This window comes from Comamonas sp. NyZ500 (assembly GCF_016772095.1).
In the GTDB taxonomy this organism is placed as follows: domain Bacteria; phylum Pseudomonadota; class Gammaproteobacteria; order Burkholderiales; family Burkholderiaceae_C; genus Comamonas; species Comamonas thiooxydans.
Window position 1 is genome coordinate 1 of sequence record NZ_JAEIJE010000006.1, and the last position, 20180, is coordinate 20180.

The 20180-nt window shown below is 61.0% G+C and carries 15 protein-coding genes; 7 read left to right on the forward strand and 8 right to left on the reverse strand.

Going from position 1 to position 20180, the window contains the following annotated elements; translation table 11 throughout:
* The first annotated feature begins 198 nt into the window (after nt 1-198).
* On the forward strand, nt 199-1146 hold the full coding sequence (locus tag JAO85_RS11110) for a DUF5655 domain-containing protein (RefSeq protein WP_202788092.1): 948 nt from the start codon (nt 199-201) through the stop codon (nt 1144-1146).
* 173 nt (nt 1147-1319) lie between these two features.
* Here the strand turns inward: JAO85_RS11110 and gyrB are convergent, their stop codons facing one another.
* The 3 genes from gyrB to dnaA form a co-directional block, all read right to left on the reverse strand.
* Nucleotides 1320-3887, reverse strand: a complete 2568-nt coding sequence (gene gyrB, locus JAO85_RS11115; protein ID WP_012836528.1) for a DNA topoisomerase (ATP-hydrolyzing) subunit B — start codon at nt 3885-3887, stop codon at nt 1320-1322.
* Between the two features lie 148 nt (nt 3888-4035).
* Nucleotides 4036-5157: a DNA polymerase III subunit beta gene (gene dnaN / locus JAO85_RS11120; RefSeq protein ID WP_003064798.1), complete on the reverse strand. Its 1122-nt coding sequence runs from the start codon at nt 5155-5157 to the stop codon at nt 4036-4038.
* A 182-nt stretch (nt 5158-5339) separates the two neighbouring features.
* Entirely contained in the window at nt 5340-6746 is a 1407-nt protein-coding gene (dnaA, locus tag JAO85_RS11125) for a chromosomal replication initiator protein DnaA (RefSeq protein WP_003064795.1), read from the reverse strand.
* Between the two features lie 494 nt (nt 6747-7240).
* Between dnaA and rpmH the strand changes: the two genes are divergently transcribed.
* The 4 genes from rpmH to yidC all read left to right on the forward strand — a co-directional run bounded on the left by rpmH (nt 7241) and on the right by yidC (nt 10002).
* On the forward strand, nt 7241-7375 hold the full coding sequence (rpmH, locus tag JAO85_RS11130; RefSeq protein WP_003060014.1) for a 50S ribosomal protein L34: 135 nt from the start codon (nt 7241-7243) through the stop codon (nt 7373-7375).
* A 64-nt stretch (nt 7376-7439) separates the two neighbouring features.
* On the forward strand, nt 7440-7997 hold the full coding sequence (locus tag JAO85_RS11135) for a ribonuclease P protein component (RefSeq protein WP_202788093.1): 558 nt from the start codon (nt 7440-7442) through the stop codon (nt 7995-7997).
* A complete protein-coding gene (yidD, locus tag JAO85_RS11140) occupies nt 7994-8293 on the forward strand; it encodes a membrane protein insertion efficiency factor YidD (protein WP_003064792.1) in 300 nt (99 codons plus the stop codon). Before JAO85_RS11135 ends, yidD begins: the two co-directional genes overlap by 4 nt.
* Nucleotides 8290-10002 (forward strand): membrane protein insertase YidC, encoded by a 1713-nt coding sequence (gene yidC, locus JAO85_RS11145; protein ID WP_012840382.1) that lies wholly within the window; start codon nt 8290-8292, stop codon nt 10000-10002. The genes yidD and yidC overlap by 4 nt, the downstream gene beginning before the upstream one ends.
* Nucleotides 10003-10091: 89 nt before the next feature.
* Here yidC and mnmE read toward each other — a convergent pair whose 3' ends face one another.
* Nucleotides 10092-11519: a tRNA uridine-5-carboxymethylaminomethyl(34) synthesis GTPase MnmE gene (gene mnmE, locus JAO85_RS11150; RefSeq protein WP_202788094.1), complete on the reverse strand. Its 1428-nt coding sequence runs from the start codon at nt 11517-11519 to the stop codon at nt 10092-10094.
* 141 nt (nt 11520-11660) lie between these two features.
* On the opposite strand from mnmE, the gene JAO85_RS11155 reads away from it, so the two are divergent.
* Together JAO85_RS11155 and JAO85_RS11160 are read left to right on the forward strand one after the other, a co-directional pair.
* Nucleotides 11661-13175, forward strand: coding sequence for a sulfatase-like hydrolase/transferase (locus tag JAO85_RS11155; RefSeq protein WP_237734806.1), 1515 nt, complete (start codon nt 11661-11663; stop codon nt 13173-13175).
* 240 nt (nt 13176-13415) lie between these two features.
* The gene (locus tag JAO85_RS11160) at nt 13416-15725 is read left to right on the forward strand and encodes an NADP-dependent malic enzyme (RefSeq protein ID WP_012840379.1); all 2310 of its coding nucleotides are present in this window, start codon (nt 13416-13418) and stop codon (nt 15723-15725) included.
* 68 nt (nt 15726-15793) lie between these two features.
* Here the strand turns inward: JAO85_RS11160 and JAO85_RS11165 are convergent, their stop codons facing one another.
* The 4 genes from JAO85_RS11165 to JAO85_RS11180 form a co-directional block, all read right to left on the reverse strand.
* Entirely contained in the window at nt 15794-15943 is a 150-nt protein-coding gene (locus JAO85_RS11165; RefSeq protein WP_172415137.1) for a hypothetical protein, read from the reverse strand.
* A gap of 137 nt (nt 15944-16080) precedes the next feature.
* Complete coding sequence (locus JAO85_RS11170) at nt 16081-16848, reverse strand: tyrosine-protein phosphatase (protein WP_034351093.1); 768 nt, start codon at nt 16846-16848, stop codon at nt 16081-16083.
* 106 nt (nt 16849-16954) lie between these two features.
* Nucleotides 16955-18496, reverse strand: a complete 1542-nt coding sequence (locus JAO85_RS11175) for a class I adenylate-forming enzyme family protein (protein WP_202788095.1) — start codon at nt 18494-18496, stop codon at nt 16955-16957.
* A gap of 14 nt (nt 18497-18510) precedes the next feature.
* Nucleotides 18511-20160 (reverse strand): acyl-CoA dehydrogenase family protein, encoded by a 1650-nt coding sequence (locus JAO85_RS11180; RefSeq protein ID WP_202788096.1) that lies wholly within the window; start codon nt 20158-20160, stop codon nt 18511-18513.
* Nucleotides 20161-20180: the final 20 nt, after the last annotated feature.

Sequence of the window (20180 nt, forward strand, 5' to 3'; positions counted from 1 at the left end):
GCTAGGGTTAATGCGTGGGTCAGATTGAGATGGAAAAACCGGGGGCTAGTGGGTCACTTCTGGGTGGAAATCAACACTCGATGATCTTCCTCCGCCGGATGTACTGCAGCAAGAGATCATTGAGCACCTGGAGGCTGCTTTGGCGGCTTTCCGAGATGTCGCTGTGAGCTTGCCAAGGTTTCCCCAGAAGGATGCTGCATGAGTGAAATCAACCTCTTTCGGTTGGTTGATGGCCAAGCCACCAAACTCCACGGCCATCAGTCAGACTTGGAGCGACCGCTTCAAAAGCTGATTGAGGGAAATCTCGAAACCATGTTGGGGATCCGATTTCTGGCTTCAGAGTACAGCACGGGTCGACTGCATGCTGGGCGTATCGATACGCTTGGCCTGGACGAGAACAACTGTCCTGTGATCCTGGAGTACAAGCGGGCAGCGCACGAGAATGTGATCAACCAAGGGCTGTTCTATTTGAATTGGCTGATGGATCACCAAGCGGACTTCAAATTCTTGGTGTTGGAGAAGTTCGGTAAAGACGTGGCTGAGGCAATCGATTGGGGTGCGCCACGCTTGGTTTGCATTGCCGCGGACTTCAACAGATATGACGATCATGCCGTCCAGCAAATAGGGCGCAACATTGAGCTGATTCGGTACAGAAAGTTCGGTGAAGAGCTTCTACTACTTGAGCAAGCCAGCGTTTACTCCAGTCAAGAGCGCCGATCTACAGGTACGAAGGTCACTCAACCATCCCCAAAGGATGCTGTCGCGATCACCGCCACAGTCAAGGCAGTTGGGCCAGACAAGTCCTATGCTGACCTGGTGCCAACGTTGTCAACAACTCTTACGGAGTTGCTGGCCACCATCGAGGACTACATCTTTTCTCTTGGTGATGATGTTCAACGTAAGGAGCTGAGGCTGTACGTTGCGTTCAAGCGGCTAAAGAACTTCGCGACGATCGTTCTGCAGAAGAATCGCTTGTTGCTGTACCTGCATTTAAACCCCAAACAGTCTGGACCTTTGCCTCCGAACGCTCGTGATGTGAGTGATATCGGGCACTGGGGCACAGGCGATCTAGAGGTCGCGATCGCGAATCAAACGGACTTAGATGCTGTGAAGTCGCTGATCACGATGGCCTACGAGGGGCGCTGACCAATCAATTTGATCTGCTGAAGCGTGTGTTCATGCAGATTCTTCGATCGGCAGCAACCGCTGCATAGCAGCCATAGACTTCAGACTGTGCAAAAAAAAGAGCCCGGAGTAATCCGGGATCTTTTTTCATCAACTTTGTCAAAGTTTTCACCAATGGTGGCATTCGACAAACATCAAACGTCGATATTCCCCGCCCGCAACGCGTTGTCTTCGATGAAGTTGCGGCGCGGTTCGACCTCGTCGCCCATGAGCATGGTGAAGACGCGGTCGGCCTCGATGGCGTCGCCGATCTTGACCTGCAGCAGGCTGCGGACGTTGGGGTCCATGGTGGTTTCCCAGAGCTGCTCGGGGTTCATTTCACCCAGACCCTTGTAGCGCTGGCGACCCGTGGTGCGCTCGGCTTCGGAGATCAGCCAGGCCATGGCCTGACGGAAGTCGCCGACCTTTTCGGTCTTGGCCTTCTCGCCTTCGCCGCGCGTGACCTTGGCGCCTTCGCCCAGCAGGCCGACGAAGTTCTGCGCTTCGTCGGACAGAGCGGCGTAGTCATGGCTGCGCACGAACTCCTGGGTCAGGATGGAGCTCTTGATATTGCCGTGGTGATGGCGGCTGATGCGCAGGATGGGGTGCTCGCTGTTGGGGTCGATCTCGGCCGTCACATCGGCGGGCACGCCGGTGGTGGTCAGCTCGCGCAGCTTGGCTTCCAGAATCGGGGCGCACTCCTGGGCTTCCTCGATGGTGTCGAGCTTGATCTGCACGCCGTCGGCAATGGCGCGCAGGGCTTCGGCATCCATGAAGTTGGACAGGCGCTCGATGACGGTTTCGGCGGCCAGGTGCATGTTGGCCAGCTTGGCCAGCTCTTCGCCTTCGACGGTGCGCGGATTGTCGCCGCCGGTGTTCACGCTGGCATGGTTCAGCGCGATCTTGAGCAGGTATTTGTTGAGGGCCGGGCCGTCCTTGAGGTAGAGCTCTTCCTTGCCGTTCTTGACCTTGTACAGCGGCGGCTGGGCGATGTAGATATGGCCGCGCTCGACCAGATCGGGCATCTGGCGGTAGAAGAAGGTCAGCAGCAGGGTACGGATGTGGGCGCCGTCCACGTCCGCGTCGGTCATGATGATGATGCGGTGGTAGCGCAGCTTGTCGGGGTTGTAGTCGTCGCTGCTGCTCTTGCCCGAGTCTTCGCTGACCTTGCCGATGCCGGTGCCCAGGGCCGTGATCAGGGTGATGATTTCCTGGCTGGACAGCAGCTTTTCGTAGCGGGCCTTTTCCACGTTCAGGATCTTGCCGCGCAGCGGCAGGATGGCCTGGAACTTGCGATCGCGACCCTGCTTGGCGGAGCCGCCGGCGGAGTCACCCTCGACGATGTAGATTTCGCACAGCGCAGGATCTTTTTCCTGGCAGTCGGCCAGCTTGCCGGGCAGGCCCATGCCGTCGAGCACGCCCTTGCGGCGCGTCATTTCGCGGGCCTTGCGCGCGGCTTCACGGGCGCGGGCCGCCTCGATGATCTTGCCGCACAGGATCTTGGCGTCGTTGGGGTTTTCTTCGAGGAAGTCGGTCAGGCTCTTGGCCACGATGTCTTCCACGGGCGCTCGCACTTCCGAGCTGACCAGCTTGTCCTTGGTCTGGCTGGAGAACTTGGGCTCGGGCACCTTCACGCTGAGCACGGCGCACAGGCCTTCGCGCATGTCGTCGCCGGAGACTTCGACCTTGGCCTTCTTGGCCATTTCGTTGTCGGCGATGTATTTGCCGATCACGCGGGTCATGGCGGCGCGCAGGCCGGTCAGGTGGGTGCCGCCGTCACGCTGGGGAATGTTGTTGGTGAAGCACAGCACCTGCTCGGCATAGCTGTCGTTCCACTGCATGGACACTTCGACACCGATTTCGGTGCCGGGAATGCCGCCATAGGTTTCCGCTGGGCGCGAGCCGTTGGCATGGAAGGTGGTGGGGTGCAGCACCTTCTTGGTGCCGTTGATGAACTGCACAAAGCCCTTGACGCCGCCGGCGCCCGAGAAGTCGTCTTCCTTGCCGTCGCGCTCGTCCTTCAAGCGGATGCGCACGCCGTTGTTCAGGAAGGACAGCTCGCGCAGGCGCTTGGCCAGAATCTCGTAGCGGAACTCGAAGTTCTCCTTGAAGATTTCCTGGTCGGGCAGAAAGTGCACCTTGGTGCCGCGCTTGTCGCTGGCACCGACCACGCGCATGGGCGAGACTTCGGCGCCGTCCACGACTTCGATCAGGCGGTTTTGCACAAAGCCGCGCGAGAAGTCGATCTCGTGGCGTCGGCCGTCGCGGCTGACGGTGAGCTTGAGCCAGACGGACAGCGCGTTCACGCAGGACACGCCCACGCCGTGCAGGCCGCCCGAGACCTTGTAGCTGTTCTGGTTGAACTTGCCGCCGGCGTGCAGCTCGGTCAGCGCGATTTCGGCAGCCGAGCGCTTGGGCTCGTGCTTGTCGTCCATCTTCACGCCGGTGGGAATGCCGCGGCCGTTGTCGATGACGGACAGCGAACCGTCGGCATGGATGGTGACCAGAATGTCGTCGCAGTAGCCGGCCAGCGCTTCGTCAATGGAGTTGTCCACGACCTCGAAGACCAGGTGGTGCAGACCGGTGCCGTCCGAGGTGTCACCGATGTACATGCCTGGGCGCTTGCGCACGGCTTCCAGGCCTTCCAGGATCTGGATTGCGCCTTCGCCATAGCCGCCTGCATCTGCGGCGGTCTGGGTGTCTGGCTTGTTCTCTTCGGTCATGAAATTACCTTGCTGCTACAAGGTCAGGAGCTGTTGGCGCCTGACCTGCATAACTTTCAAATGAATACTTGCCTGAAATCATTACAGGACGAGCGGTAGCTGCTCCTGTTATTTCAGGCAATGAAATGGCTGGCTGCGTTCGGTCCACTCAGATGCGCATGGGCATCACGACGTACTTGAAGCTTTCGTTCTCGGGGATGGTGACCAGCGCCGAGCTGTTGCCGTCCTGCAGATCGATCTTGACCATGTCCTGGCTCATATTGGTGAGCACATCGATCAGGTAGGTCACGTTGAAGCCGATCTCGATGGTGTCGCCACCGTAGTCGATGTCGAGTTCGTCCATGGCCTCTTCCTGCTCGGCGTTGTTGGACGCCACGCGCAGCGTGCCAGGCTCGACCGACAGGCGCACGCCCTTGAACTTGTCGCTGGTCATGATGGCCGTGCGCTGCAGCGATGCCAGCAGCGGGGCGCGGCCCAGGGTCACGCTGTTGGTGTGGTTGCGCGGGATGACGCGGTTGTAGTCGGGGAACTTGCCCTCGACCAGCTTGGTCACGAACTCCATGCCGCCAAAGGTGAACTTGGCCTGGTTGTTGGCAAACTGCATCTCGATGACGGGCTGGTTCTCGCCGCTGGCGTCCGACAGCAGGCGCTGCAGCTCCAGCACGGTCTTGCGCGGCAGAATCACTTCCTGCTTGATGGGCACTTCCACGTCCAGCGTGGCGCTGGCCCAGGCCAGGCGGTGGCCGTCGGTGGCCACCAGGCTCAGGGTGTTGCCTTCGGCGACGAACAGAATGCCGTTCAGGTAGTAGCGGATGTCCTGCACGGCCATGGCAAAGGAGACCTGGCCCAGCAGGTCCTTGAGCACCTTCTGCGGCACGCTGAAAGCGGGGCCGAAGGCGGCCGATTCCTGCACCAGCGGGAAGTCTTCGGCGGGCAGGGTCTGCAGCGTGAAGCGGCTCTTGCCGCCTTTCAGAATCATCTTGGACTGCTGCGTCTCCAGGCTCACGGTCTGGTCGCCGGGCATGGTCTTCAGGATGTCGATCAGCTTGCGGGCACCGATGGTGGTGGTGAAGTCGCCGGCGTCGCCGCCCAGTTCGGCCGTGGTGCGGATCTGGATTTCCAGATCGCTGGTTGTCAGCTGCAGTGCATTGCCGGTCTTCTTGATCAGCACATTGGCCAGAATGGGCAGCGTGTGGCGGCGCTCGACAATGCCGGCCACCGATTGCAGGACCGCGAGAACTTTGTCTTGTGTGGCTTTCAGGACGATCATGTCAACCTCAGTGATTTAAGTGCGCATTTGTTTTGACGCGGCGGCATCCGCAGGGCTGGGCGGACGCTCCCTCATGCCGCGTGAATTCCCCATTTTGCCCTGTGTGAGTGACATTCATGGGGGAGTTTTTCAGAGCGTGGTCATGATCTCTACGTCGGCGCGAGCAGATCGTGAACACGCTCTTAACCCTTGAGCGTTTGTTCCAGCACATGCAGCTGCTGGTTCAACTCGGTGTTGGTCTGGCGCTCGCCCGCAATCTTGCGTACGGCGTGCAGCACCGTCGTGTGGTCGCGGCCGCCGAACAGCTCGCCGATCTCGGGCAGGCTTTTTTGCGTCAGCTCCTTGGCCAGGTACATGGCAATCTGGCGCGGCCGGGCAATGCTGGCCGGGCGCTTCTTGCTGTACATGTCGGCCACCTTGATCTTGTAATAGTCAGCCACCGTCTTCTGGATGTTTTCCACAGAAATCTGGCGGTTCTGAATACTGAGCAGATCGCGCAGCGCCTCGCGGGCCAGCTGGATCGACACTTCCTTCTGGTTGAAGCGCGAATAGGCCAGGATCTTGCGCAGCGCACCTTCGAGCTCACGCACGTTGGAGCGCACGTTCTTGGCCACGAAGAAGGCAACTTCCTCGGGCATGTCGGCGTTCTCGGCACGGGCCTTGTTGATCAGAATCGCCACGCGCATTTCCAGCTCGGGCGGCTCGATGGCCACCGTCAGGCCTGAGTCGAAGCGCGAGACCAGGCGCTCGTGAATATTGGCCAGACCCTTGGGGTAGGTGTCGGACGTCATCACGATATGGCTCTTCTTGGCCAGCAGGGCCTCGAATGCATTGAAGAATTCTTCCTGCGTACGGTCCTTGTTGGCGAAGAACTGCACATCGTCGATCAGCAGCAGGTCGAGCGAGTGGTAGCGTTCCTTGAACTCGTCGAAGGTGCGGCGCTGGTAGGCCTTGACCACATCCGAGACGAACTGCTCGGCGTGGATGTAGAGAATCTTGGCGTCGGGCTTGTCCTTGAGCAGCTGGTTACCCACAGCATGCACCAGGTGGGTCTTACCGAGACCGACACCGCCATAGATGAACAGCGGGTTGTAGAGATGACCGGGCGAGCCTGCCACATGCATGGCGGCCGAGCGCGCCATGCGGTTGGCCGTACCTTCGACCAGCGTCTCGAAGGTGAGAGCCGGGTTCAATCGGGTGCGGAAAACCGGTGCGCTGGCCTCTTCGCTGGTGACGGTAGGCACGGCGACATTGTGCGTTTGCGGTGCAGCCTGCTGAGTCGATGAAGGAGGGCGCACATAAGTACGAACAACGCTTTCCCGCTGAGCAAGTGCTAACTCAAGAGTGACAGGTTGGCCGTAGAGCGACTCCAGCATGGCCGAGATGCGGCCCGCATACTGGGCACGGATCCAGTCCAGCTTGAAGCGGTTGGCCACATAGACGGTGACCTTGGAAAAATCTTCTGCAACGAGTGCCGTCAGCGGCTTGATCCAGGTGTTGAATTGCTGCTCTGGCAGCTCCTGACCCAGTTGCTCAACGCAGACCTGCCACAGGGCCTGGCCTGCATCATTGGTTGGTTCCTCTGTCATTGTCAAAAGTCTAATTGTGGATAGGAGGAACAGTTGCGGGGTTGGTATTGTAGCTTTTGCGGAAGTTATCCACAAAATATCAGAAGGCTGTCCCCGACTCCGGTGCGTTATAGGCTGCACATCCTAATAGATTGGCCGCCTGCTGTTTGTAAAGAATCTCTGGGCCGCGCAGGTGCTTGACGGGATGCCCCGTGAGTCCTTAGCAAATTCAAGGGTCATTGCATCAAAGGCGCAACGCTGTGATAATCCCCGGTTTCCCTGAATGTGTTCAGGGTGATATGAGCCGGGCGCCTTTTTTGTGCGCGCGCGCCCAGTTGCTTTAGGAGCTGTGGCGGGTGCTTTGTTCCGTTTGTTGCCTTCTGGTCCGATGACATGCACGGCATGTGAAAAAATATCGGGTTTGGCGGTGACAGTGTGCGGCGCAAAACCGGAATGGTCGGGCGCAGACATGGCGCCTTGCCGACGCAAATACTGAACCTTCTCAAGGAACCAACATGAAACGTACTTACCAACCTTCCAAGATCCGCCGCGCCCGTACCCACGGTTTCCTGGTCCGCATGAAGACCAAGGGTGGCCGTGCCGTGATCAACGCACGTCGCGCCAAGGGCCGCAAGCGTCTGGCCGTCTAAGGCCGGCGTTGGCTAGCGGTCTGCTCATTCGCTGCGCTGAAGGCCTCTGAACGGAGGCTCTCCTATGCAAAGGCTGAAAACGCGTCCGCAATTCCAGGCCACCATGTCCGCGGGCACGATTGCCCGTACCCCGCACTTCGCCCTGCATCGCATGGAGCTGGTGGCCGAGGTTCCCGACATGGTTGCCAACCCCAGGACAGGGCCCGGATCGAACGATCCGCAGGCCCTGTTTGGCATTGGTGCCGTGCGCAAGCAGGCCTGGCTGGGTGCCATGGTGCCCAAGCGCTGGGCACGCCGCTCGGTCACGCGCCACACCATCAAGCGCCAGATCTACGCGGTGTCCTCGGATTACGAGGATGCCCTGCTGTGTGCTTCCTATGTGGTGCGCCTGCGCTCGGGGTTTGACCGTAAGCAATTCGTCAGTGCAACTTCGGATCAGCTCAAGGCAGCGGTCCGCAAGGAACTGCAACAGCTTTTTGCGACCGGGGCGCGCCGCCTGACGCAGGCCCGTCAGACCGCCGAGGCGGAGGTGAATTTGAAGAAGAATTCACCTCAAGCCATTGATGGTAAAGCGCAAAAAGCTACTGATTTAATAGCAAATCAGCCGGAGAACCAGCCATGATGCAGCGACTGCTCATGGCTGTAGTGCGTGGCTACAGGCTGCTGCTCAGTCCCTGGCTGGGCTCGGCCTGTCGCTTCGAGCCGACCTGCTCGGCCTATTCCCTTCAAGCGCTGGAGCAACACGGCGCTGCGGTAGGCTCTTATCTGACGGTGCGCCGGCTGGCGCGTTGTCATCCGTGGTGTGACGGAGGGCATGATCCCGTGCCACAGCAAAAGCCCAGGCTGTTTTCCTTTCTGGACGATGCCTCGGACTCTTCCGCGACCACCCAACCTTCCTCACCTAAGAAGTCTTCATGAACGATATTCGCCGCACCATACTGTGGGTGATATTTGGCTTTTCCATGGTTTTGCTCTGGGACAAGTGGCAAATCCATAACGGCAAAAAGCCCACCTTCTTCCCATCGCCGCAGACGGTCAGCGCGCCTGCTGCGGCCGATGTCAAGCCTGCTGACGTCAGCGTGCCCCAGCCCGCAGCAGCAGCTTCTGCCGGCGATGTGCCCGGTGCCGCCAATGCCGCGGCTCAGCCCGCAGCAGCCGTGACGCCCCGTCAGGATGTGATCGTGGGCAGCGATGTGATGCGTCTGACCTTCGACAGCGAAGGTGGCACGCTGAAAGCTTCCGAGCTGCTCAAGTACTCCGACACCGTGGATGACAAAAAGCTCATGCAGGTGTTCGAGGAAAACGCCAAGCGTGTGTATCTGGGTCAGACCGGCCTGATCGGCGGCAACTTCCCCACGCACAAGACTCCCATGACCGTGATGCCCGGCGAGCGCGAGCTCAAGGACGGTCAGGACAGCGTGCAAGTGCGCTTCGAGTCGGCCGACCAGGGTGGCGTGAAGCTGGTCAAGACCTTCACGCTCAAGCGCGGCTCCTATGCCGTCGATGTGCAGCACGATGTGGTCAACACCGGCTCTGCCGCCGTGAACCCCCAGCTGTACATGCAGCTGGTGCGCGACGGCAACAAGCCCGAGCATGAGTCCACGTTCTACTCCACCTTCACTGGCCCGGCCGTCTATACCGAAGCCAAGAAGTACCACAAGGTCGAGTTCAAGGACATCGAGAACGGCAAGGCCGAAGTCGACAAGGCATCCTCCAATGGCTATGTGGCCATGGTGCAGCACTACTTCGCCAGCGCCTGGCTGCTGGCCGATGGCATCCAGCGTGACAACTTCGTGCGCAAGGTGGGTGACAACCTCTACGCCGTGGGCATGATCACGCCCGTGGGCACCGTGGAGCCCGGCCAGACCAAGACCGTGAGCTCGCGCCTGTTCTCCGGCCCTCAGGTCGAGCCCATGCTGGAAAAGCTCTCGCCTGGTCTGGAACTGGTCAAGGACTATGGCTGGCTGACGATTCTGGCCAAGCCGCTGTACTGGCTGCTGTCCGAGCTGCACAAGTTCATCGGCAACTGGGGCTGGTCCATCGTGGCCCTGGTGGTGCTGCTGAAGATTGCCTTCTACTGGCTCAACGCCAAGGCTTACTCCTCGATGGCCAAGATGAAGGCCATCAACCCCCGCATTCAGGAAATGCGCGAGCGTCTGAAGGACAAGCCCCAGCAGATGCAGCAGGAGATGATGCGCATCTACCGCGAGGAGAAGGTCAACCCCATGGGCGGCTGCCTGCCCATCGTCATTCAGATCCCTGTCTTCATGGCTCTGTACTGGGTGCTGCAGTCCAGCGTGGAAATTCGCAACGCGCCCTGGATTGGCTGGATTCATGACCTTTCGGTGCCGGATCCCTTCTTCATCCTGCCGCTGCTGATGACTCTGTCCTCGCTGCTGCAGACCGCCCTGAACCCCGCTCCTCCTGACCCCATGCAGGCCAAGATGATGTGGATCATGCCGCTGATGTTCAGCGTGATGTTCTTCTTCTTCCCCTCGGGTCTGGTGCTGTACTGGCTGACGAACAACATTCTGTCGATCGCTCAGCAGTGGATCATCAACAAGCGCATGGGCGTGCCGCCTCAGTTCAACCTGCCGAAGTTCGGCAAGGCTGCCGAAGGCAAGTAAGCACGGCGCCAGCGCCAACAAGAACGCCACCTGAAAAGGTGGCGTTTTTTTATGCCCGCTTGAGTAGTGCAGCGGGCCTGCCGGCCGCTTTACTTGCCGATGCAGAAGCTGGAGAAGATCACCCCCAGCAGGTCGTCGGAGCTGAATTCGCCGGTAATCGAGTTCAGCGACAGCTGTGCCAGGCGCAGTTCCTCGGCCAGCAGATCCAGATGGGCGGATTGAGCGGCCAGCTGCTCGTCGGCCATCTCCAGATGGGCATCCACGGCCTGCAGGGCTTCCACATGGCGGGCGCGGGCCAGGTACAGGCCTTCGGGGGCGGATTGCCAGCCCGCCACTTCCAGCAGGCGCTTGCGCAGCGCATCCAGGCCATCGCCGGTACGGGCCGACAAGGCGATCTGCTCGGCATTGAGCTGGGCGGTGTGGCGGGACTGCACGTCGGCAGCCGCCATATCGGTCTTGTTCCAGACATGGATGACCGGTACCTGCGCGGGCAGCTTGTCCTGCAGGGTGCGGGCGATATCGGCATCGGCTGCCGCATAGTCGGCCTGTTCCACGCGGGTCAGGTCGTGCAGGAAGAGCACGGCATCGGCCGCTGCAATCTCGTCCCAGGCGCGTGCAATGCCGATGCGCTCCACCTCGTCATCGCTGTCACGCAGGCCTGCGGTGTCGATCACATGCAGGGGCACGCCTTCGATCTGAATCGTCTGCTGCACCTTGTCGCGCGTGGTTCCGGCAATGGGGGTGACAATGGCCAGCTCGGCGCCCGCCAGCGCGTTGAGCAGCGAGCTTTTGCCCGCATTGGGCTGGCCGGCAATCACCACCTTGATGCCCTCGCGCAGCAGCGCGCCCTGATGGGCGCGTGCCAGCACGGCAGTGACCTGGGCGCGCAGGCGCTCCAGCTGGCCAAAGGCATCGGCCTTCTGCAGAAAGTCGATTTCCTCTTCGGGGAAGTCCAGTGTGGCCTCCACCAGCATGCGCAGATGCACCAGGGCATCGCGCAGCACATGGATTTCCTGCGAAAACGCGCCGGACAGCGAACGGCTGGCACTGCGCGCGGCGGCTTCGGTGCTGGCATCGATGAGGTCGGCAATCGCCTCGGCCTGGGCCAGGTCGATCTTGTCGTTGAGAAAAGCACGCTCGGTGAACTCGCCGGGCTGGGCCAGGCGCAGCCCAGTCAGCACCGGCTTGCCGTCTTCATTGGCGCTCTGTGCTGCTTCCAGACAGCGTGCCAGCAGCAACTGCAGCACCACGGGGCCGCCATGGGCCTGCAGTTCCAGCACATCCTCGCCCGTGTAGCTGTGCGGGCCGGGAAAGTAGATGGCCAGGCCATGGTCTATGGGCGAGCCGCCCGCGTCCCTGAAGGGCAGATAAGTCGCTTCGCGCGGTTTCAGCTCCTTGCAGCAAAGCGTCCGTACCAGCGCAGCAATGCCTTTGCCGGAGACCCGAACAATGCCCACGGCACCACGCCCCGGAGCGGTGGCAATGGCGGCAATCGGGTCGTTGTGGCGGGGCAGCATGGGCGGACTTTCGGTCGAGAAGAGAAGCCGCGAATCATAGCCCTGCGGGTCAAGTCCTAGAAAGTCAGTGGTGAGCGCTGCTTGGGCGGCTATTTAACAAAAGAAGTATTTCATACAATCGTCACAAATCTGTCACGAAATATGAATATATCTTCCTTTGCAATGAGACTGGGCTCTCTAATCGCCTGGATATTGCTTTTTTCACCTCCGTTTCTCATTCGCTCATATGGAAAAGAAGTGGGCTACACGCTGTTGGCCGCGCTGTTCTTCTATCCTTTGGCGCTGTCCCGAAAGTCTCTGGCGATCTGTATTCCACTTCTGATTTTTATCGGCGCTGCGAATATTTTTCATGCCCAGTTTTTGGGAAACATGATCGATGAGTTTTCCCTTGCCACGGTGCTGCGCACCGAAGCTCATGAGGCTGCCGAGTTCCTGAACTCCATCAATCGCCAGATGATTCTTGTCGTGCTGTGCTGGCTGGTGGCAAGTTTCGGATGTGGCTACTTTCTCTTTAAAAACTGCAAGGCTGGAGCAGCTCCATTTCAGAAATGGGAGAAAAGAATACTGCTGGGCATAGGATTGCTCTGGACCAGTTTTTTTGCCTTTGGCATGACTCAGCAGTTCACCGTCAATGACTATGTGCATAAACTGCGTCATATCTACCCCATGCATATGGCCAAGGCTGCAGTGCGTTATGGCGATCTGGAAAAAGAGGTTTTCTATCAGCCGACATTGCCTGCCAGGCCAAGTGCATCTCAGGCGAACACCTTGGTGGTGATTATTGGTGAGAGTGCCAGCAGCCATCGCTGGTCACTATTGGGCTATCAGGAAGACGATACCAATCAGTCACTGAGGCAGGTTTCCGGTTTGCGGACCTACAAGGTCATGGCTCATGGCTTCAACACGGCAAAGGCACTGCCCTATATTTTGACGGGGCAGTCTGCTTTCGACAGCCAGAAAAATGCCTCGCCTTCGTTCCTGGATTTGGCTCGGCATGCTGGCTACAAGACCTTTGTCTTTTCCAACTCCAGATTCAATGACAAGAGCGAGGATATGTACTCGCAGATATTGCGTCGCTCTGCGGATGTCTATGCCAAGGTGGGCAATGGGGCACATGACGAAGTGATGACGACTTGGCTGGAGAAGTCGCTGGCGGATGACGCGTCACATAAGCTAGTGGTTCTTCATACCTATGGCAGTCATCCCGATATCTCCCAGCGCTACCCTCGTTCCCGCTATGAGGGCGCAGATTCATACGATAACTCGATTCGCTATACCTCGGACCTGCTGGCCGACTGGATTCGCATGCTGGATGAAGCGTCTGACGCGCCCAGCGCGCTGCTTTACGTGTCTGATCATGGCCTTGGAGTTCCTCCTTGTGTGGACAGCCCTCGCCAGGGCAATGATCAGTCAGTGCTGGAGGTGCCACTGGCATATTGGACGAACGAGGCAATGAGGGGTCTGCAAGGGAGTGAAGAGGTGGCGATCTCTGAAAGTCCTATGGCACACAGCACGACTCTGGCGCCCGAGATATTGATTGCAGCTCAGGGATACGACGTCAGCACGGCGATGCCGCATTTGCAGGACAGCCGGAAGCTGCATTTCGATGGCGTGCCTTATGCCGAGCTCTATCGCGACGATGCCTGCACGCCCTGAGGTGCAAAATCTCCATGTGTTATGCATTGTTCGCATAATGTTATGATTTTGTTTGCATTGTTATTGAACAGTCATGGCTGTTTGACCTTAAACGCCGAGCTGCACCCCCTCTTTTTTTGATAGCACTCGGCCTACAATCCAAAATCCGATTTCATCGTCCGCAGGAGCGCAGGGGCCGGGCTGTGTGCCCATAGAGAGTCCTTACTGCGGATGACTTACTTTGCGAGCTGGAGACCGCTGATGTCCGACACCAAGCCCATTACCTCGATTGATAAACGTGCGTTGCTGCGTCAGGCGGCACTGGAGTATCACGAGTTCCCCAAGCCCGGCAAGGTGGCCATCACGGCAACCAAGCCCATGGCCAATCAGCATGATCTGGCCCTGGCCTACTCACCCGGCGTGGCTGCGCCCTGCGAGGAAATCGTCAAGGACCCCGCTGCGGCCTTCAAATACACCAGCCGCGGCAACCTGGTGGGCGTGATCTCCAACGGCACGGCAGTGCTGGGCCTGGGCGACATCGGTGCGCTGGCCTCCAAGCCCGTGATGGAGGGCAAGGGCGTGCTGTTCAAGAAGTTCGCCGGCGTCGATGTGTTCGATATCGAAATCGACGAGAAGGATCCGCAAAAGCTGGTCGACGTGATTGCTGCGCTGGAGCCCACCTTCGGCGCCATCAACCTTGAAGACATCAAGGCACCCGAGTGCTTCTTTGTGGAGCGCGAGCTGCGCAAGCGCATGAACATTCCCGTCTTCCACGACGACCAGCACGGCACGGCCATCACCGTGGCAGCGGCCATGGTCAACGCGCTCAAGGTCGCGGGCAAGAAGATCGAAGAGGTCAAGCTGGTGGCTTCGGGCGCCGGCGCCGCGGCTCTGGCCTGCCTGAACCTGCTGCTGGAAGTGGGCCTGAAGCGCGAGAACGTGTTCGTGACCGACATTGCCGGCGTGGTCTACGAGGGCCGTACCGAGCTGATGGATCCGGACAAGGCGCTGTTTGCCCAGAAGACCGAGCTGCGCACGCTGGGTGAGGTGATCGAGGGCGCCGACGCCTTCCTGGGCCTGTCCGCCGGCAACGTGCTCAAGCAGGACATGGTCAAGAAGATGGCGGCCAGGCCCATCATCTTCGCGCTGGCCAACCCCAACCCGGAAATCATTCCTGAAGATGTGAAGGCTGTGCGCGACGACGCCATCATCGCCACGGGCCGCACGGACTACCCCAACCAGGTCAACAACGTCCTGTGCTTCCCCTACATCTTCCGTGGTGCGCTGGACTGCGGTGCGACCACCATCACCACCTCGATGGAGATCGCCTGCGTGCATGCGATTGCCGCGCTGGCCCAGGCCGAGCAGTCCGAAGAAGTGGCAGCCGCCTATGTGGGCGAGGTGCTGAGCTTCGGCCCCGAGTACCTGATTCCCAAGCCCTTCGATCCGCGCCTGATGCTGATCGTGGCGCCCGCCGTGGCCCAGGCTGCGGCCGAAGCCGGTGTGGCCAAGCGCCCCATCCAGGACATGGATGCCTATCGCGAGCATCTGAAGACCTTTGTATACGCCTCCGGCACCATGATGAAGCCCATCGTGCACGCCGCCAAGAAGGCCACCAAGAAGCGCGTGGCCTATGCCGAGGGCGAGGAAGAGCGCATCCTGCGCGCGGCCCAGATCGTGGTGGACGAACGCATTGCCCGCCCGACACTGATCGGCCGCCCCGCCATCATTGCCCAGCGCATCGAGAAGTTCGGCCTGCGCATGAAGGAAGGCGCCGACTACGACGTGGTCAACGTCGAGCATGACGAGCGCTACCGCGACTTCTGGCAGAGCTATCACCGCATGACGGAGCGCAAGGGCATCACCGCGCCCATCGCCAAGATCGAAATGCGCCGCCGCCTGACGCTGATCGGCTCCATGCTGCTGCACAAGGGCGAGGTCGACGGCCTGATCTGCGGCACCTGGAACAACACCAATGTGCACCTGAACTACATCGATCAGGTCATCGGCAAGCGCAGCGGCGTGGCCACCTATGCCTGCATGAACGGCCTGCTGCTGCCCGAGCGCCAGGTGTTCCTGGTGGACACCCACGTCAACTACGACCCCACGGCCGAGCAACTGGCCGAGATCACCATCATGGCCGCCGAGGAAATGATGCGCTTCGGCATCAAGCCCAAGGCTGCGCTGCTGAGCCACTCCAACTTCGGCTCCAGCAACCAGCCCAGCGCCGTCAAGATGCGCCAGACCCTGGAGCTGCTGCGCGAGCAGGCGCCCTGGCTGGAAGTGGATGGCGAAATGCACGGCGATGTGGCCCTGGACGGCAAGGCCCGCGCCAAGCTCATGCCCAACAGCACGCTGCTGGGGGATGCCAACCTGCTGGTGTCGCCCAACATCGACGCCGCCAACATCAGCTACAACCTGCTCAAGCAGGCTGCCGGCGGCGGCATTGCCGTGGGCCCGGTGCTGTTGGGTGCGGCCAAGCCCGTGCATGTGCTGACTCCCAGCACCACGGTACGCCGTATCGTGAACATGACGGCGCTGACCGTGGCCGACGCCAACGTCAGCCGTTAATTACGCGGTAAAAACAAAAGCCCGCCGTGCATGGAGCACGGCGGGCTTTTTTGTGCCTGCGGCGGGGCTTACCAGGTGCGGCTGACGCCTGTGTCCACCGTGCCAAAGATTTCCACGCCGCCGGAGCCGCTGGAACTGGAGGAGGCCGGCATGGTGCCGGAGCAGGCCGTCAGCGCCAGCGTGGCGGCTGCTGCGGCCAGGGTGAGCCATTTGCGCATCTGCATTTCCTTGTCCGCATCCATTGCGGCTTATGGCCCATGGTAGCGGGCCGAAGATACCCTGCCGTAACAGCTTGTTATGCCTGAAATTGGTATGAAACCAATTCAGGATAAGCATTGGCAGCTATCAAATTTGATCAGGTCTCCAGATACAGCTCGGCCAGCCGCTCGCGTGCAGCACCGTCTATACCCAGAACCTGTGTCAGATAGCGGTCCACGCTGCCATGCTGGGCGCGCACCACATCGACCGAGGCCATCAGGTAGGACGGCTGCACGCGCCACAGCGCGTCCAGAGCCTCTTCGGACAGCTGGCCGTACATCTGGGCGGGGCGTCTGAAGTATTGATTGGTCAGCAGATAGTCTTCCATGATCTGCTCCTCGTCCACACCCAGCGCCGTCAGCAGCAGGGCAGCGGCCCAGCCCGTGCGGTCCTTGCCGGCCGTGCAGTGAAAGACCAGCGGCGCATCGCTGAGCTGCAGCAGCGCGAGGAACTGTGCAAAGCGATTGCCGTACACGTTCACAAAGCTGCGGTAGGTGTCATGCATCAGCTCCTCGGTATCGCGGCTGCTGAGGTTGCGGCCCTGCTCCATCATGGACTGGGCGCGCTGCACTACCGTGGGCTCGACGACCAGGGCATGGCGTTCGATCCTGGGCCAGTCATAGGATAGATGCGCGCTTTCACCTTCGCCGCGAAAGTCCGCGCTGCGGTGGATGCCCAGCTTTTGCAGCTGTTCCAGGTCCTGCTGCGTCAGATGCGCCAGATGGGCGGAGCGGTACAGCTTGCCCCATTGCAGGCGGCGGCCGTCCAGGCCCCGATATCCGCCCAGATCACGGAAATTGGAGGCTCCCGAGAGAGAGACTTGGCGCGCTGGGCGCTCCGTCAGCAGGTCGTGGTTCAGTTGCATATCACTGCTTATAGCGGATTGCAAAGACCCGTCCATGTCATCCGTGTTACCCAGCGGCGGCGCATGCATCGTCGGCCCCGACGAAAAGCGCCGCCTGCCTTTGACCTCAGTGGCTGGTCGTGCTGCCGCGCAGCATGTGCTTGAGCAGCTTGCCGGTCGCGGTGCGTGGCAGCGCGTCACGGACTTCAAAGATGCGCGGAATCTTGTAGCGAGCCAGCCTGGTCTCCATGAACTGGCGCAGATCCTCATGGTCCGGCGTCTTGCCGGGCTTGAGGGTCAGCACTGCCACCACGGTCTCGCCCCATTCGGGATGAGGGCGGCCGATGACGGCCACGTCCTGCACATCGGGGTGGGTGCAGAGCACGTCTTCCACTTCCTTGGAGTAGACGTTCTCGCCGCCGGTGACGATCATGTCCTTGAGTCTGTCCACGATGTAGAGATAGCCGTCCTCGTCCACGCGCGCCAGGTCGCCGCTGCGATACCAGCCCTGGTCGTCCAGCACGGCGGCCGTGGCCTCGCGGTTGTCCAGATAGCCTTGCATCATGGCCGCAGAGCGCAGGCAGATCTCTCCCACTTCGCCGGAGCTGCACAGGCTGCCGTCCTGACGGCGCACTTCCAGTTCAACGCCGGGTATGGCGCAGCGACCTATGGAGCCTGCCTTGGCCACGGCTTCTTCGGGATAGAGCACGGTGCCCAGCGGGCCCGATTCGGTCATGCCATAGACCTGCATGAAGCGGTCGCTGCGATAGACCTGAGCCAGCTTGCGTGCCATGTCCGCGCCCAGAGGGCCACCGCCGTAGGCCCACAATCGCATGGCGCTGAAGTCGTAGCTGGCCACATCGGGCACCATGGCCAGCGGAGCCAGAAAGGCAATCGGTGCGCCAAAGGTGAAGCTGATGCGTTCCTGCGCCAGCGTCTCCAGAAACTCCCTGGGCGCATATTCGCGCATCAGCACGGCGGTGCCGCCCATGAGCAAGGTGCCCAGGAACCAGTTGTTCAGTGGAGACGAGTGCCAGATGGGCATGGCGATCAGCGTGCGCTCCGTGGGCGCCAGCGAGGTGGCTGCCGCTGCACACAGGGCGGCATGGAAGACATTGGCATGGCTGTGCAGGCAGCCCTTGGGCTGGCCCGTGGTGCCGGAGGTGTAGAGAATCTCGGCCAGAGCGTGTGGCGCAGGTCGGCCATGCTCGTCGCCGCAGGGCGCAGCCTGTGCCAGCAGCTCATCGAAGCAGTCCAGGCCCTCGGCGGCAGAAGCTGTGCTCAGCCACTGTATGTCGGCCAGCGGCTGTGGTTCGGCCTGGATGGCGGTGATCAGCGAAGCGCGCGCACCATCCACAAGGCATAGGCGGGCACCCGAGTGGCGCAGTATGTAGCTGACCTCCGGGGCCTGCAGCTTGTGGTTGATGGGCACGACGACCGCGCCCAGCCGCCAGGCGCCAAGCAGCGCAAACACAAAGCTCGGGGTGTTGAAGCACAGCAGGCCTACCTTGTCGCCCTGGCGCACGCCTTGCTCATAAAGCACGGTGGCGGCTCGGCGGCCGGTCTGCGCCAGCGCGGCATAGCTCCAGTCCTGGCCGTCGGCGCGCAGCGCCAGTTTTTCGGGGCGCGTGCGTGCCTGCTGGTCGAGCAGGGAAATGAAATTCATCATTGCTGGCGTCCTCCTCAGCCTGTCCAGGCATTGCGCAGCAGGGCGGCTGGGTCGCTGCTGCCGCAGGCAACACCTGCCACCGGGCCCCAGTCCGGGTCGAAGCGGCTGCCGATGAAGGCCGAGGCACTGTCGCTGCCCGCATGCTGCAGCATCAGCGTGGCTTGCACCGTGGTGGCCAGGCGCAGGGTGAAGCGGCGCGCTTCGCGCTCCAACTCCTGCGGGGGCAGGGTGACGGCCTCGCGCAGCTTGTCCACCTGCGCACGCAGCACGGCTTCCTCCGAACCGACTTCACGCAAATGGTCCAGCAGCAGATGGGCGTCGTCCGGATTGCGGGCAATGGCGCGCAGCACATCCAGGCACATGACGTTGCCCGACCCCTCCCAGATGGAGTTGACGGGTGCTTCGCGGAACAAGCGCCCCATGGGGCCGGTCTCCACATAGCCGTTGCCGCCGAAGACTTCCATGGCTTCGCCTGTGTAGCCCACGGCACGCTTGCAGTTCCAGAACTTGGCGGCAGGCGTGACGATGCGGCGCCAGGCCTGATCCAGGGCGTCTTCGGAGCCAAAGCGTGCTGCCAGATCCATGGCCAGCCAGGTGGCGGCTTCGGATTCCAATGCCATATCGGCCAGCAGGCCGGTCATCACCGGCTGCTCTACAAGGGGCAAGCCGAAGGCATGGCGGTTGCGCGTGTAGTGCAGGGCCTGGACCAGGGCCTGGCGCATGAAGCCTGCACTGGACAGCGCACAGTCAAGGCGGGTGTAGGTGGCCATTTCGATGATGGTGGAAATGCCCCGGCCTTCCTGGCCTATGAGCACGCCCCAGGCGTTGTCGAACTCCACTTCGCTGCTGCTGTTGGAGCGGTTGCCCACCTTGTCCTTGAGGCGCTGGATATGAATGGCGTTCTTGCTGCCGTCGGGCCGCCAGCGTGGCACGAAAAAGCAGGTGGGGCCGCGCTCCTCGGTCTTGGCCAGCACCAGATGCCCGTCGCACATGGGGGCCGAGAAGAACCACTTGTGGCCGGTGATCAGGTATTCCTCGCCCCAGGGGCCGCTGCTGCCCGATGGGTTCAGGGCCACGGCACGCGTGGTGTTGCTGCGCACATCGCTGCCGCCCTGGCGCTCCGTCATGCCCATGCCCACGGTGATGGAACGCTTGCCCTCGGCGGGGATGTCGCGCGCGTCGTAATCGGTGGATTCCAGCAGCGGCCCCAGCACCGCATTGAGTTGCGGGTTGATGCGCACCAGCGGAATGCTGGCCTTGGTCATGGTCGTCGGGCAGGTTGAGCCGGACTCGATCTGGCTGTGCATGAACAGCGATGCGCCATAGGCGGCCCAGGCCGTCTGCCGCTTGTCGGTGAAGGGCAGGTTGGAGATGCCGTTGCGCCGTGCAATCGTCATCATCTGGTGCCATGCAGGGTGAAAGCGCACCTGGTCGATACGGTCGCCCGAGGGCGAATGCGTGTGCAGCTCGGGCTCGAAGTGATTGGCTTCTTCTGCGGCGCGCAGCGTGGCTTCGGCGCCGTATTCCGCGCCCTGGCGTTGCAGCTCCGGGTCGCGCCACTGTGCGCCGCCGCGTGTCACGGCACGCTGCAGCACCGGATCGCTGGTGTAGACGTTGTAGTCCTTGAGCTCCGGAGCCTGGTTATGGGGGTGGATGCCAGTCATGATGTCTCTTCCTTGCTATG